Source organism: Streptomyces sp. NPDC031418 (genome assembly GCF_055581605.1).
This window is the reverse complement of sequence record NZ_JBVIJC010000017.1, coordinates 40198-53293: the sequence shown is the minus strand read 5'-3', so window position 1 is coordinate 53293 and position 13096 is coordinate 40198. Positions and strand designations below refer to the sequence as shown.

The 13096-nt window shown below is 71.2% G+C and carries 13 protein-coding genes; 6 read left to right on the top strand and 7 right to left on the bottom strand.

Annotated elements, in window-relative coordinates:
• Nucleotides 1-8: 8 nt before the first annotated feature.
• Both ACZ5CZ_RS24855 and ACZ5CZ_RS24850 read left to right on the top strand, forming a co-directional pair.
• On the top strand, nt 9-869 hold the full coding sequence (locus tag ACZ5CZ_RS24855; RefSeq protein WP_385843075.1) for a helix-turn-helix domain-containing protein: 861 nt from the start codon (nt 9-11) through the stop codon (nt 867-869).
• A complete protein-coding gene (locus ACZ5CZ_RS24850; protein WP_385843076.1) occupies nt 870-1124 on the top strand; it encodes a DUF397 domain-containing protein in 255 nt (84 codons plus the stop codon).
• Nucleotides 1125-1160: 36 nt separating this feature from the next.
• Here the strand turns inward: ACZ5CZ_RS24850 and ACZ5CZ_RS24845 are convergent, their stop codons facing one another.
• A complete protein-coding gene (locus ACZ5CZ_RS24845; protein WP_385843077.1) occupies nt 1161-2648 on the bottom strand; it encodes a glutamate synthase subunit beta in 1488 nt (495 codons plus the stop codon).
• Nucleotides 2649-2747: 99 nt separating this feature from the next.
• A complete protein-coding gene (locus ACZ5CZ_RS24840; protein ID WP_385843078.1) occupies nt 2748-3443 on the bottom strand; it encodes a DUF2293 domain-containing protein in 696 nt (231 codons plus the stop codon).
• A gap of 225 nt (nt 3444-3668) precedes the next feature.
• Between ACZ5CZ_RS24840 and ACZ5CZ_RS24835 the strand changes: the two genes are divergently transcribed.
• Nucleotides 3669-4301, top strand: coding sequence for a nucleoside/nucleotide kinase family protein (locus ACZ5CZ_RS24835; protein ID WP_385843079.1), 633 nt, complete (start codon nt 3669-3671; stop codon nt 4299-4301).
• A gap of 21 nt (nt 4302-4322) precedes the next feature.
• Here the strand turns inward: ACZ5CZ_RS24835 and corA are convergent, their stop codons facing one another.
• The 3 genes from corA to ACZ5CZ_RS24820 all read right to left on the bottom strand — a co-directional run bounded on the left by corA (nt 4323) and on the right by ACZ5CZ_RS24820 (nt 7535).
• The gene (gene corA, locus ACZ5CZ_RS24830; RefSeq protein ID WP_385843080.1) at nt 4323-5450 is read right to left on the bottom strand and encodes a magnesium/cobalt transporter CorA; all 1128 of its coding nucleotides are present in this window, start codon (nt 5448-5450) and stop codon (nt 4323-4325) included.
• Between the two features lie 256 nt (nt 5451-5706).
• On the bottom strand, nt 5707-6630 hold the full coding sequence (locus tag ACZ5CZ_RS24825; RefSeq protein WP_385843082.1) for a carbohydrate kinase family protein: 924 nt from the start codon (nt 6628-6630) through the stop codon (nt 5707-5709).
• Nucleotides 6627-7535, bottom strand: coding sequence for a pseudouridine-5'-phosphate glycosidase (locus tag ACZ5CZ_RS24820; RefSeq protein ID WP_468946071.1), 909 nt, complete (start codon nt 7533-7535; stop codon nt 6627-6629). Before ACZ5CZ_RS24820 ends, ACZ5CZ_RS24825 begins: the two co-directional genes overlap by 4 nt.
• Nucleotides 7536-7634: 99 nt before the next feature.
• Here ACZ5CZ_RS24820 and ACZ5CZ_RS24815 point away from each other — a divergent pair, with 99 nt between their 5' ends.
• Nucleotides 7635-8066, top strand: a complete 432-nt coding sequence (locus ACZ5CZ_RS24815; RefSeq protein WP_468946068.1) for a VOC family protein — start codon at nt 7635-7637, stop codon at nt 8064-8066.
• A 49-nt stretch (nt 8067-8115) separates the two neighbouring features.
• On the opposite strand, the gene ACZ5CZ_RS24810 is transcribed toward ACZ5CZ_RS24815, so the two are convergent.
• Together ACZ5CZ_RS24810 and ACZ5CZ_RS24805 are read right to left on the bottom strand one after the other, a co-directional pair.
• Nucleotides 8116-8670: a methylated-DNA--[protein]-cysteine S-methyltransferase gene (locus ACZ5CZ_RS24810; RefSeq protein WP_467542452.1), complete on the bottom strand. Its 555-nt coding sequence runs from the start codon at nt 8668-8670 to the stop codon at nt 8116-8118.
• Nucleotides 8601-9584 (bottom strand): glycerophosphodiester phosphodiesterase, encoded by a 984-nt coding sequence (locus tag ACZ5CZ_RS24805; RefSeq protein WP_468946066.1) that lies wholly within the window; start codon nt 9582-9584, stop codon nt 8601-8603. The genes ACZ5CZ_RS24810 and ACZ5CZ_RS24805 overlap by 70 nt, the downstream gene beginning before the upstream one ends.
• 279 nt (nt 9585-9863) lie before the next feature.
• Between ACZ5CZ_RS24805 and ACZ5CZ_RS24800 the strand changes: the two genes are divergently transcribed.
• Both ACZ5CZ_RS24800 and uvrB read left to right on the top strand, forming a co-directional pair.
• Nucleotides 9864-10742, top strand: coding sequence for an MHYT domain-containing protein (locus ACZ5CZ_RS24800; RefSeq protein WP_385843087.1), 879 nt, complete (start codon nt 9864-9866; stop codon nt 10740-10742).
• Nucleotides 10743-10826: 84 nt separating this feature from the next.
• Nucleotides 10827-12974 carry an excinuclease ABC subunit UvrB gene (uvrB, locus tag ACZ5CZ_RS24795; protein ID WP_385843088.1) on the top strand — a complete coding sequence of 716 codons (2148 nt, stop codon included), beginning with the start codon at nt 10827-10829 and terminating at the stop codon, nt 12972-12974.
• The last annotated feature ends 122 nt before the right edge of the window (nt 12975-13096 follow it).

Genomic DNA, 13096 nt, shown 5'->3' with positions numbered 1-13096 from the left:
GTGGGAGCGTGAGCGAACCGCGGTCCGCGCCGACCGTGGGCCAGGTGGTCCTCGGCCGGCGCCTGATGGACCTGCGGGAGCGCGCCGGGCTGAAGCGTGAGGAGGCCGCCCGTGTCCTCCATGTCGCTCCCGCCACCGTCCGCCGCATGGAGACGGCCGAGGTCGCTCTCAAGATCCCCTATGTGCAGCTGCTGCTGAAGGCGTACGGCGTCCCCGCCGACGAGGCCGAACTCTTCGTCCGGCTCGCCGAGGAGGCCAACAGGCCCGGCTGGTGGCAGCGGTTCCACGACATCCTGCCGGGCTGGTTCTCGATGTACGTCAGCCTGGAGGGCGCGGCCTCCCTCATCCGCTCCTACGAACCGCACTTCGTCCCCGGCCTGCTCCAGACCGAGGACTACGCACGCGCGGTGCTGAAGTCCGGTGCCGTCGGCCAGACCAGCCCGGACGACATCGAGCGCCATGTCGCGCTGCGCATGCAACGCCAGGAGCTGCTCAACCGCCCTGACGCGCCCCGCTTCTGGGCGGTGATCGACGAGACCGTCCTGCGCCGCCCGGTCGGTGGTCCGGAGGTGATGCGCGCGCAGATCGACAAGTTGCTCGAGGCCACGAAGCTGCCCCATGTGACGCTCCAGGTCGCCCCGTTCGCCAACGGGCCGCACCCGGGGACCTACGGGCCCTTCGTGCTGTTCCGCTTTGCCATGCCGGAACTGCCGGACATGGTCTACAGCGAGTACCTGACCGGCGCGGTCTACCTGGACGCGCGCATCGAGGTGGCGACCCACCTGGAGGTCATGGACCGCATGGCGGCACAGGCCGCTACGGCACAACGCACGAAGGAGATCCTCGGCGATCTCCGCAAGGAGCTGTGAATGGATCGCATAGAGCCCCGCGGTCACGTCTACAACGGCATGCCCGCGCGGGAGTTGGGCAGCGAGGGCTGGCACAAGCCCTGGAGCGGCGGCAACGGCGGAAACTGCCTGGAGGCGATGAAGCTGGCCGACGGCCGGATCGCCGTACGCCAGTCCACCGATCCGGACGGGCCCGCACTGATCTACACCACGGACGAGATGACCGCGTTCATCGAGGGCGCCAAGGCGGGGGTGGCCGACTTCCTGCTGTCCTGACCCCCTGCCGGTGGGCGCCCGCCGTCCACCCGTCTCTCACACCCGCATCGGGCGGTCCGTCGGTGCGATCGGAGCGGGCAGCCGGCTGCTTCCCATGAGGAAACCGTCCACGGCCGCCGCCACCGCACGCCCCTCCGCGATCGCCCAGACGACGAGCGACTGTCCCCGCGCCGCGTCCCCGGCGGCGAACACCCCCGGGACGTTCGTCGCGAAGCCGCCGTCCCGGCTGATCGTGCCCCGCTCCTCCAGCGCCAGCCCCAGCTGCTCGATCAGCCCGTCCTCCCGGTCGGGGCCGGTGAAGCCGAGGGCGAGCAGCACCAGGTCGGCGGGCAGCTCCCGCTCGGTCCCCGGCACCGGAAGCCGCCGCTCGTCGACCTCCTCCAGGTGCAGGGAACGCACCCACCCCCTCTCGTCTCCGGTGAAGCGGAGCGTGGACGCCGCGAACAGCCGCGCGTCCGCGTCCGCCTCCGGTGCCGTCCGCAGCTCCCGCGCCTCCTCGTGTGCCGCCGACAGCCGATAGATCTTCGGGTACGTCGGCCACGGGTCGGTGTCCTCGTCCCGCTCGGCGCCCGGCTGCGCGTAGATGTCCAGCTGGGTCACGGACGCGGCCCCCTCGCGCACCGCCGTCCCCAGACAGTCGGCACCGGTGTCCCCGCCGCCGACGATCACCACATGCCGGCCGGCGGCCGACAGCGGCGAGACCTCCAGATCGCCCTCGCACACCCGGTTGGCCAGCGGCAGATACTCCATCGCCTGGTGTATCCCGTCCAACGTCCGGCCCGGCACCGTGAGTTCCCGCCAGGCGGTGGCGCCGGTGGCGATCACCACCGCGTCGTACCGGGACCGCAGTTCCGCCGCGGAGACGTCCCGCCCGACGGATGTCGAGGTGCGGAACTTCGTCCCCTCGGCCCGCATCTGCGCCAGCCGCCGTTCCAGATGGTGCTTCTCCATCTTGAACTCCGGGATGCCGTACCGCAGCAGCCCGCCGAGCCGGTCGTCCTTCTCGTACACCGCGACCGTGTGACCGGCCCGGGTCAGCTGCTGTGCCGCGGCGAGTCCGGTGGGCCCGGAGCCGATGACCGCGACCGTCTTCCCGGACAGCCGGTCGGGCGGCAGCGCCGGTGTGAAACCCTCCTCCCAGGCCCGGTCGGCGATGGCACACTCGACGTTCTTGATGGTGACGGCCGGCTGGTTGATCGCCAGCACACACCCCGCCTCGCACGGCGCCGGACACAGCCGCCCGGTGAACTCCGGGAAGTTGTTGGTGGCGTGCAGCCGGTCGCTCGCGGCCCGCCAGTCCTCCCGCGACACCAGGTCGTTCCACTCGGGGATGAGATTGCCCAGCGGGCACGCGTCATGGCAGAAAGGCACGCCGCAGTCCATGCAGCGATCGGCCTGCTTGCTGATGATGGGCAGCAGCGCGCCCGGGACGTACACCTCGTCCCAGTCCCGCACCCGCTCCTCCACGGGCCGCCGCGGCCACTCCTGGCGCGGCGTCGTCATGAACCCCTTGGGATCGGCCATGAGCGTCTTCCTCGCGTACCGGTACCCGCGCTCTTCCGGCCACGATACGTCTCCCCCGACGGCCGCGCAGCACGTCGGAGAGCGCTTTCTCCCCCGCCTTCAGCCCACCTCCTCCCCGGCCCCCTGCCAGGTCCGCAGCACGCTCTCCACGGCCGGCGCGATCCGGCGCCGCGCCTCGAACCGGTGCACCCCGCTCATCAGCAGCTGGTCGTACGCCGTGTCCACATGCCGTACGGCCGCCACGACCGCCGAGATCACCGCCCCCTCGGACAGGGCCCGCCCGGCCGCACTGCGCCCGACCCGCCCGCTGCCGCGCACGGAGGCATGACCGGCGATCGCCCGCGCCCGCTCGGCCGGACAGCCCGGGAACAGCCGGAGGATCTCGCCCGCGAACGCCGCCGCGAACCGCTCGTCCTCCGCGGCCCTTCGCCGCGCGTCCCGGGCCCGCCGCCGGCGCCGTGCCTCCGCGTCGGCCAGGCACCGCGCCTCGGCCCGGGCCAGCGCCGCCTCCTCCACGAGCACGCCCTGCCGTTCGTAGCGGCTCTTGCGCCGGTTGAACCGCACGACCACCACCGACAGCCCACTCTCCTCCCGCGATCTGCGGGTGAGCGCTGTGTCCCCGCGCGGCAGGAACACCAGGTGCCCGAGGTCGGCGCACTCCAGACAGCGGGGCGCTCCGTCCTCCAGCACCAGCAGCGACAGCGGCCCCCGCCGGCACGCGGCACAGCGCTTGGCCTTCAGCGGCTGGATGGCGACAAGGCGGCCGGGGGAGTGGGGAGTTGCGGGAAGCGCCATACGCGTTTCTTTCCCCACCGCCGCGGGCCTGTCCCCTTCCCCGGGGCTCTTCAGAGCATATTTCCGCACTCCTCCCATGAGCTGATCATCGACACCTTCTCCTCACCGAAGGCATGGCCCGCCTATGTGCCTGTCCGGCCGCTTCCCCCTCTCCCCGCTCTGGTGACCTCCTCTCCCGGCAGCCGCCGTCGCCGCTCGGCCACGGCACCCGGCATCATGGGCCCTGTGCGACTCGAAGCGATCACCTGGGACCGGCTCGCCGAGCAGCTCGCCGACCGGCTGACCGACCTGAAGCCGGCCGACGGCGGAGCCTGGCCGCGGGTCGGCTTCGACGGGGCTCCGGCCGCCCGGCCCGGCGATCTCGCCGAGCGCGTGGGCGAGGCGCTGCGGGTGCGTGGCCGGCCTTCGCTCGTGGTCGGTGCCGAGGGCTTTCTGCGCCCGGCCTCGCTGCGCCTGGAACACGGGCGGCGGGACGAGGAGTCGTACTACAACGGATGGTTCGACACGGGTGCCCTGTGGCGCGAGGTCTTCGGACCGCTCGATCCCGGCGGCAGCGGGCGCGTCCTGCCCGACCTGTGGGATCCGGTCACCGACCGGGCCACCCGCAGCCCCTACGTCCAACTCCCGCCAGGCGGACTGCTGTTGCTGCACGGCCCGCTACTGCTGCGGCACTGGTTCCCGTTCGACCTGACCGTCCACGTCCTCCTCTCCCCGGGCGCCCTGCGCCGCCGTACCCCTGAGTCCGACCACTGGACGCTCCCGGCCTTCGAGCGCTACGCCTCCGAGGCCGATCCGGCCGGCACGGCGGACGTCCTGGTCCGTGCCGACGACCCACGCCATCCCGCCTGGAGCGGCTGACCCCCGGCGCGACCGTCCCGCTCAGAGCCAGCCGTTGCGCCTGAAGCCCCGGTACAGCGCCACGCAGGCCCCGGCCATCACGGCCATGACCAGCGGATATCCGAACCGCCAGTGCAGCTCCGGCATATGGTCGAAGTTCATGCCGTACACCCCGCACACCATCGTGGGTACGGCGATCACCGCGGCCCATGCCGTGATCTTCCGCATGTCCTCGTTCTGCGCGACGGTCACCTGCGCGAGATGGGCCTGGAGGATGGAGTTGAGCAGTTCGTCGAACGCGGCGATCTGGTCCTTGGCCCGTATGAGGTGGTCGAGCACATCCCGGAAGTAGGCCTGTATCTCCGGGGCGATGACGCGTATGGGCCGGGTGGCCAGGTCCTCCACCGGGCGGCCCAGTGGCACCACCGCCCGCTTCAGTTCGAGCAGCTCGCGCTTCATCTGGTAGATCCGCCCCGGATCGAGCCGCGCGCCCTCCTCGGAGAACACCTCGGTCTCGACCTGGTCGATGTCCGCCTGGACCGCGTCGGTGACGTTCAGGTAGTCGTCGACGACATGGTCGGCGATCGCGTGCAGCACCGCCGCCGGGCCCTTGGCGAGCTGCTGCGGATCCGACTCCAGCTCCTCGCGCAGCGGTCCCAGAGAACCGTGCCGGCCGTGCCGCACCGTGATGACGAAGTCCTTGCCGACGAACACCATGATCTCGCCGGTGTTCACCACTTCGCTGGTCGCGGTCAGTCGTTCGTGCTCCACGTAGCAGACCGTCTTGAACACCGCGAAGAGCGTGTCCCCGTAGTGCTCCAGCTTCGGACGCTGATGGGCCTCGACCGCGTCCTCCACCGCCAGCGGGTGCAGGTTGAAGAGCTCGGCGATGCCGGCGAACTCACGGTCCGTCGGCTCGTGCAGTCCCAGCCAGACGAATCCCTCACCGCTCTTGCGTACGAGCCTCACCGCGTCCACCAGATCGGCGCTCCCCTGCACCCGTACGCCGTCCTGATAGGTCACGCAGTTGACCACCGACGAGCCCAGCGGCGACCTGGCGGGATGGCTCAGGTCCACTCGCGGCCGGCGCCGGCCGAGCCGTGCCACCCTGCGCAGGCCGCCGACCCTGCCCAGCTCCGTGACCTTCCGCAGATTCCCCGCCATGGACATCCGGATCCCCCTCGCATGGACCTCGTGCGCGACGCTTTCGCGCCTTGCCCGGCAAGTCTGCCAGGCCCCGGCACAGTGCGGGCGAGCCTGTGGGAACACGAAGTTCCGCTTGGTTCCCGCCTGTGGACGAGCGTCGGACGAGCCAAGGGAACCGGCAGTTGGGGCCTGCCCCGACGAGCACGTCCCGGTGCAACGGCTCGCCAACCGGCTACGCCAGGGCCTGCGCCCCGGCCTTCCGCAGACGCGTATCCACGTCCTACCCGCCGCTCTGTGCCCGCGGTGGTCTGCCGCCCACCCTGGCCACCGCCTCCGCACCCGCTCGGCACCCGCCGGCCGCCGCCTCCTCCGCGGATGCGCCCGCGAGCAGGGCGGCGAGGAACGCGCCGGTGAAGGCGTCCCCCGCGCCCGTGGTGTCCCGAGGGGTGGCCGGCACGGCCGGGACCCGTGCCGGTGCGGCGCCGGCCCGGGCCACGAGGGCTCCGTCGGCACCCGCCTTGGCCACCACCAGCGGCACCAGCCGGCTCAGCTTGGCCGCGGCGTCCGCCAGGTCCGGCAGCCCCGTGAGCAGGCACGCCTCGTCCCGGCTCGGCAGCAGCACGTCCAGCCCGCCCGCGAACGACAGGAACCGGTCCAGCCCCAGCTCCACCAGAAACCCCGCCGACGCCGGATCGAGGCTCACCGGCACCTCACGCGCCCGGGCGGCCGCGAGCGCCACCCGCGCAAGCGCCAGGCTCGGCTCGGTGAACAGCAGATAGCCCGACAGATGCAGCCAGGCCACGCCGTCGAGCAGCGCGTCCGACCAGTCTCCGGGTTCGAGCCGCAGCGAGGCCCCACTGTCCGTGAGGAACGTACGCTCGGCCGCCGCCCCCGTGTCGACCAGGCAGATCACCGTGCCGGTCGCCGCCTCCGGGTCCACCACCAGCCGCGGTCGCACCCCGGCCGCGAGCAGCTCCCGCTCGTGCCACGCCGCCGCGTCCGCGCCCACCCGGCCGAGCAGCCGTACGTCCGCGCAGCCGGCGTGAGCGGCCCAGCAGGCGACATTGGCGCCCGCGCCGCCCGGCACCGTCCGGATCGCCGCGGCCGTGTCGGTGCCGCCCGCGAGCGGACCCCGGTGCCGGGCCACCACGTCGGTGACGACGTCCCCGACGACCAGCAGCGCCCCGGTCCGCCCGGTGGTCACTCCCGGGCCCACGAGGTGGCGATCCGCGCCGCCAGCCGTACATTGCCGCGCACCGCCGCCAGATTGGCGCTCAGCGAGGCGCCGTCCGTGTGCCGGACCAGGTAGTCCAGCAGGAACGGGGTCACTGCCTGCCCTGTGATGCCCTGCTCCGCGCAGGCGGTGAGCGCGTCGGCGAGCACACGGGCGTGCAGCTCCGGATCGAGCTGCTCCGCTTCCGGCACGGGGTTGGCGACGATCAGCGCCGAAGGCGGTGCGCCCAGCGCGTCCTGGGCCCGCATGACGTCCGCGGCCTGCTCCGGAGATTCCAGGGTCCAGTCCACCGGATGCCCCGAGTCGGACAGATAGAAGCCGGGGAACCGGTCCGTGCGGTACCCGGCGACGGCCACGCCGAGCGTCTCCAGCCGTTGCAGGGTCGCCGGCACATCCAGAATCGACTTCACGCCCGCGCATACGACCGTGATCCGGGTGTGCGCCAGCAGCCCCAGGTCGGCCGACTCGTCCTGCGTCACCGTCCACTCCCGGTGCACGCCGCCCAGCCCGCCGGTGGCGAACACCCGGACCCCCGCCAGCGCGGCGAGCCGGGCCGTCGCGGACACGGTCGTCGCCCCGCTCGCTCCGCTTGCCACGGCGAGCGGCAGATCGCGGTGGCTCAGCTTGCGGATGCCGTCCTCGTTCGCGATCCGCTCGACCTGTTCCTTGTCCAGCCCGACACAGGGCCGTCCGTCGAGCACGGCGACGGTCGCCGGCACCGCCCCCTCGTGCCGTACCGCCTCCTCCAGCTCCAGCGCCACCTGAAGGTTGCGCGGGCGCGGCAGCCCGTGCGCGATGATCGTGGACTCCAGGGCCACCACCGGCCGCCGCGCCGCGATCGCCTCCCGGACCTCTTCCGACACCACCAGCACCATGTGCCCGCCTCCCGTCCGTCGGCCCTTCCTCATCTCTGGCGGGCGCCGGACGCGGCTAAACGCTTGCGGCCTGTGGGGGACGCCACCAGCCTGGGCCGCATGACGAAGAACACCATGCGCCTCGACCATGTCGTCCTCTGGGTCGCCGACCCGGTCGCCGCGGCCCGCTTCTACGAGACGGCCGTCGGCCTGGAGCCCATGGGAGTCGGCGAGTTCACCGAGGGCAAGCTCTCCTTCCCCTCGGTCCGCGTCAACGAGGAGACCATCCTGGATCTCGCGCCCCACACCCTCGCGGAACGGATGCGGATGCTGCCCGGCTCCGCGGACCGCGCCGGCCATCCCGTCAACCACATCTGTCTGGCCCTGCCGACGGACGCGTTCGACGCCCTGCACGCCCGGCTGACCGAGCACGGCGTCCCGCTGAGCGGCATCGGCCACGACTCCTCCGGAGCCCGCGGGAACGCCGTCCGGAACTTCTACTTCCAGGACCCGGACGGCAATGTGTTCGAGGCCCGGCACTACGACGACTAGGGCCTCTCTTTCGGATCCTGCCGGCGTCGCGGACCCTCCCCAGCGGAGGTCAGAACAACGGCTCGGGCAGCACGCCTTCCAGGGCGAGCAGCTTCCGCTTGGTCTCCAGACCGCCCCCGAAGCCGCCGATGCCGCCGTCGCTCTCCACCACCCGGTGGCACGGCACGACCACCGGCAGGGGATTGGCGCCCATGGCCGCGCCGACCGCCTGCGCCGCACCGGGCTGCCCGACCCGGCCGGCGAGATCCCCGTACCCCACCACGGTGCCGTACGGGACGCCCGAGGCCAGCTCCCGCAGCACCTGCCGGTTGAAGCCGGAGATCAGCGACCAGTCCAGCGGCAGGTCGAAGTCGTGCCGCTCGCCCGCGAAGTACGCCCGCAGCTGGCCTATGGCCTCGGCCAGCAGGGGTGCGTCCGGGTCCTCCACGGGGTCGGCGCCCAGCCGGGCCGCCAGCCGCTCCAGGGTCCGCTCGCGCACCGCCTCGGTGGCATGGAAGACGACGTTGACCAGGCCGTCCCGGGTCGCGACCAGCATCAGCGGGCCGATGTCGGTACCGGCCACCGCCCATACGATCCGCTGCTCATCCTGCCCATGGCTGTCCATGCGCCCACGGTACGGCCCCCCACCGACAACGCCTGCGCGGCCCGGTCCGCCAGCGCCGCACGGACCACGTCGGGCTCGTTGGTGATCACCCCGTCGACACCCAGGCCCGCGGCCTTGCGGGCGGTGGCCGCGTCGTTCACCGTCCACGCGAAGACCCGAAGCGGCCTGCCGTGCGGCCCGTCGAAGGCGTGCACCGCCGCCACGTACCCCCTCGAGAGCGAGGTGTACGACGGATTGATCAGATCCGTGAAGCGCGCGTACCCGTGCAGCTGTGCCGCGGTGGGTGCGCCGAGGTAGGCGGTGGTCACCTCGGGATCAAGCCGGTGGACCGTGCGCACGCTGTCGGCGCTGAAGCTCTGCACGATGAGCCGCCGCAGGTGCGCGCGGTCCAGCCAGCCCTCGTCCCCGAGGAGCTTGAGGATCTGCTGCTCGATGCCCGGGTAGAGCTCCGGGTTCTTGACCTCCAGGAGCAGCTTCTCGTGGTTGTGCTCGATCCGGCGCATGTACTGCCGGAGCGTCGGCACGCGCGTGCCCGCGTAGGCGGACGAGAACCAGCTGCCCGCGTCCAGCCGGGCGATCTCCGCGGCGGTGAAGTCCTTCACCTTCCACGGCGCCCGGCCGGGAAAGACCTGCTCGACATCGGTGGTCCGGGCGAGGCCGGCGTCGTGGATCACGACCAGCTCGCCGTCCTTGGTGCGCTGCACGTCGTTCTCGACCCAGGAGAAGCCCATCTCCGCGGCCTTGTCGATCGAGGCCAGCGTGTTCTCCGGCGCGTAGGCGGAAGCGCCCCGATGGGCGATCACCGTGGGCTCGCCGACCTCGCCCGCCCGGGCGTCGGATCCGGCGACGGAGGCCAGCAGGGCCACCGTGCCGAGGACCGCCGCGACCGTGGCGGCAACTACGCGCGCGTGCATCCGTACTCCTCGCGTCGAGCAAACACCGACAGCACCAGACTGACAGCAGTGGGTCAACGGCACCTGGGCGCACGACCGCCACAGATCGCACGAAGATGTCCAGGTCCGCTCACCGCTGCCGCACATCTGGGGCAAGGGCGTGTTTCTTTGCCGGAAAATCGTTCGACCATTCTGGTGGGGGTCATACTCTCTGCGACAACCCTGGCCGCCGACGCGGTCCTGGGACGGGGGGCGTTTTCGGGTATTCCGGGACAGAAGAGGGCGGAAGGGCAGCCGCGGATGCAAGGCACGGTCGACGGATTCAGCTACGGGGCCGTCACCCCATTGGTGGCCTATCTGATGGCCTGCCTCGGCGGTGCCCTCGGCCTGCGCTGCACCACCCGGTCCCTGCTGGTCACACACGCCCGGCGGCCCGCCTGGCTGGCCCTCGGCTCGGCCGCGATCGGCTCCGGCATATGGACCATGCACTTCGTCGCGATGATGGGCTTCTCCATCAAGGAAGCGCCGATCCACTACGACAAACCGATCACCTATGCGAGCCTCGGCCTGGCCATCGTGATGGTCGGCGTCGGGATCTTCATCGTCGGTTACCGCGGCGCCACCGGCACCGCCCTCTTCACCGGAGGCACGATCACCGGTCTGGGCGTCGCCTCGATGCACTACCTGGGCATGGCCGGAGTGCGCTTCCACGGGCGGTTCACCTACAACACCGTCACCGTCGCCATCTCCGTCGTCATAGCCGTCGTCGCCGCCACCGCCGCGCTGTGGGCCGCCGGCCGCGTCCGCGGCTTCCTGTGGAGCGTGGGAGCGAGCCTGGTCATGGGGCTCGCGGTCAGCGGCATGCACTACACCGGAATGGCGGCCCTCGGCGTCCATCTCGACGGCGTCTCCCACGGCACCGCCGGTGCACCGGAGCCGTCCGTGCTCGCGCCCATGCTGATCGGACCGCTCGCCTTCCTGCTGCTCGCCGGAGTCGTCGTGATCTTCGATCCGTCGATGGTCGCGGGCCGGCCGGGCCTCCGGCCCGTCGAACACAAGCCCGGCGTTCCGGCCGCCGCCGTCGCCTCCCACCCGGACCGCCGCCCGGCGCCGCCCGAAGGTGCCAGGCCGGTCCGCCACCCAGAGCACCACGGCTCCCGCACCCCGCAGAACCGCTGATCCGGACCCGCGGAACCGGGGCCGGACCCGAGCGGAACCGCTGATCGGAACCCGTTGTCAGTGCGGGGTCGTACGGTGGATGGCATGCGGCCCGTTTCCCACATCGAACGCACGGTGGCGCCCTTCGAGGTCGTCAGCCCCTACCAGCCCAGCGGCGATCAGCCGACAGCCATCGCCGACCTGGCCAAGCGCATCGAGGCCGGTGAGAAGGACGTCGTCCTGCTGGGCGCGACCGGCACCGGCAAGTCCGCCACCACCGCGTGGATGATCGAGAAGCTCCAGCGCCCCACCCTGGTGATGGCACCGAACAAGACCCTGGCCGCCCAGCTGGCCAACGAGTTCCGCGAGCTGTTGCCGAACAACGCGGTCGAGTACTTCGTCTCGTACTACGACTACTACCAGCCCGAGGCCTACGTTCCGCAGTCGGACACCTACATCGAGAAGGACTCCTCGATCAACGAGGAGGTCGAGCGCCTGCGCCACTCGGCGACCAACTCGCTGCTCACCCGCCGCGATGTCATCGTCGTCGCCTCGGTGTCCTGCATCTACGGCCTCGGCACTCCGCAGGAGTACGTGGACCGGATGGTCCCGCTGAGGGTGGGCGACGAGATCGACCGGGACGAACTGCTGCGGCGCTTCGTCGACATCCAGTACACGCGCAACGACGTGGCCTTCGCCCGGGGCACCTTCCGGGTCCGCGGCGACACCATCGAGATCTTCCCGGTCTACGAGGAGCTGGCCGTCCGCATCGAGATGTTCGGCGACGAGATCGAGGCGCTGTCCACGCTGCACCCGCTCACCGGCGAGATCATCAGCGACGACCAGCAGCTCTACGTCTTCCCCGCCTCCCACTACGTGGCCGGTCCCGAGCGCATGGAGCGGGCCGTCAACGACATCGAGAAGGAACTGGGGGAGCGCCTGGCCGAGCTGGAGAAGCAGGGCAAGCTGCTGGAGGCCCAGCGGCTGCGGATGCGCACCACCTACGACATCGAGATGCTCCGCCAGATCGGCACCTGCTCCGGCGTGGAGAACTACTCGATGCACTTCGACGGCCGCTCGCCCGGCTCCCCGCCCAACACCCTGCTGGACTACTTCCCGGACGACTTCCTGCTCGTCATCGACGAGTCGCATGTCACCGTGCCGCAGATCGGCGCCATGTACGAAGGCGACGCCTCCCGTAAGCGCACCCTTGTGGATCACGGTTTCCGGCTGCCCTCCGCACTGGACAACCGCCCCCTGAAGTGGGAGGAGTTCCAGGAGCGCATCGGGCAGACCGTCTACCTCTCGGCCACCCCGGGCGCCTACGAGCTCTCGCGCTCCGACGGCGTCGTCGAGCAGATCATCCGCCCGACCGGCCTGGTCGACCCCGAGGTCGTGGTCAAGCCCACCGAGGGTCAGATCGACGACCTGGTGCACGAGATCCGCAAGCGCACCGAGAAGGACGAGCGCGTCCTGGTCACCACGCTGACCAAGAAGATGGCCGAGGACCTCACCGACTACTTCCTGGAACTCGGCATCCAGGTGCGCTACCTGCACAGCGACGTCGACACCCTGCGCCGGATCGAGCTGCTGCGCGAACTGCGCTCCGGTGAGTACGACGTCCTGGTCGGCATCAACCTCCTGCGCGAGGGCCTCGACCTGCCCGAGGTGTCCCTCGTGGCCATCCTCGACGCCGACAAGGAGGGCTTCCTGCGCTCCGGCACCTCGCTGATCCAGACCATCGGCCGCGCGGCGCGCAATGTCTCCGGCCAGGTCCATATGTACGCCGACAAGATCACCCCGGCGATGGAGCGGGCCATCGAGGAGACCAACCGCCGCCGGGAGAAGCAGATCGCCTACAACAAGGCCAACGGCATCGACCCGCAGCCCCTGCGGAAGAAGATCAACGACATCGTCGCGCAGATCGCGCGCGAGGAGGTCGACACCGAGCAGCTCCTCGGCTCCGGCTACCGCAAGTCCAAGGACGGCAAGGGCGCCAAGGCACCCGTACCGTCGCTGGGCGACAAGGCGGCAAAGGGAGCGAAGGCCACAAAGGCCGCCACGTCGGCCCAGGGCAAGACGGTGCCCACGGACCGTCCGGCGGCCGAACTCGCCGAGCAGATCGAGGCGATGACCGAGCGGATGCGCGCCGCGGCGGCGGAGCTCCAGTTCGAGATCGCCGCCCGGCTGCGCGACGAGGTGTCGGAGATGAAGAAGGAGCTGCGCCAGATGCGGGAGGCGGGCATCGCCTGACCCCTGCCACCGTGCCGGACCTCGGGCGTTTGCGTATGTCAGGTGTCAAGTGTTGCAACACCGACACAAAGCGCGGGCCGGGGTTCGGCACGGTCGGTGCCCCTGCGTAGGGTTCTGGACAA

Coding starts and splice junctions, on each gene's coding strand:
- ACZ5CZ_RS24810 (WP_467542452.1), bottom strand. CDS start 8,670: ATGGACAGCCATGGGCAGGATGAGCAGCGGATCGTATGGGCGGTGGCC.
- ACZ5CZ_RS24840 (WP_385843078.1), bottom strand. CDS start 3,443: ATGGCGCTTCCCGCAACTCCCCACTCCCCCGGCCGCCTTGTCGCCATC.
- ACZ5CZ_RS24815 (WP_468946068.1), top strand. CDS start 7,635: ATGACGAAGAACACCATGCGCCTCGACCATGTCGTCCTCTGGGTCGCC.
- ACZ5CZ_RS24845 (WP_385843077.1), bottom strand. CDS start 2,648: ATGGCCGATCCCAAGGGGTTCATGACGACGCCGCGCCAGGAGTGGCCG.
- corA (WP_385843080.1), bottom strand. CDS start 5,450: ATGTCCATGGCGGGGAATCTGCGGAAGGTCACGGAGCTGGGCAGGGTC.
- uvrB (WP_385843088.1), top strand. CDS start 10,827: ATGCGGCCCGTTTCCCACATCGAACGCACGGTGGCGCCCTTCGAGGTC.
- ACZ5CZ_RS24805 (WP_468946066.1), bottom strand. CDS start 9,584: ATGCACGCGCGCGTAGTTGCCGCCACGGTCGCGGCGGTCCTCGGCACG.
- ACZ5CZ_RS24850 (WP_385843076.1), top strand. CDS start 870: ATGGATCGCATAGAGCCCCGCGGTCACGTCTACAACGGCATGCCCGCG.
- ACZ5CZ_RS24820 (WP_468946071.1), bottom strand. CDS start 7,535: ATGGTGCTGGTGGTGTCGGAAGAGGTCCGGGAGGCGATCGCGGCGCGG.
- ACZ5CZ_RS24800 (WP_385843087.1), top strand. CDS start 9,864: ATGCAAGGCACGGTCGACGGATTCAGCTACGGGGCCGTCACCCCATTG.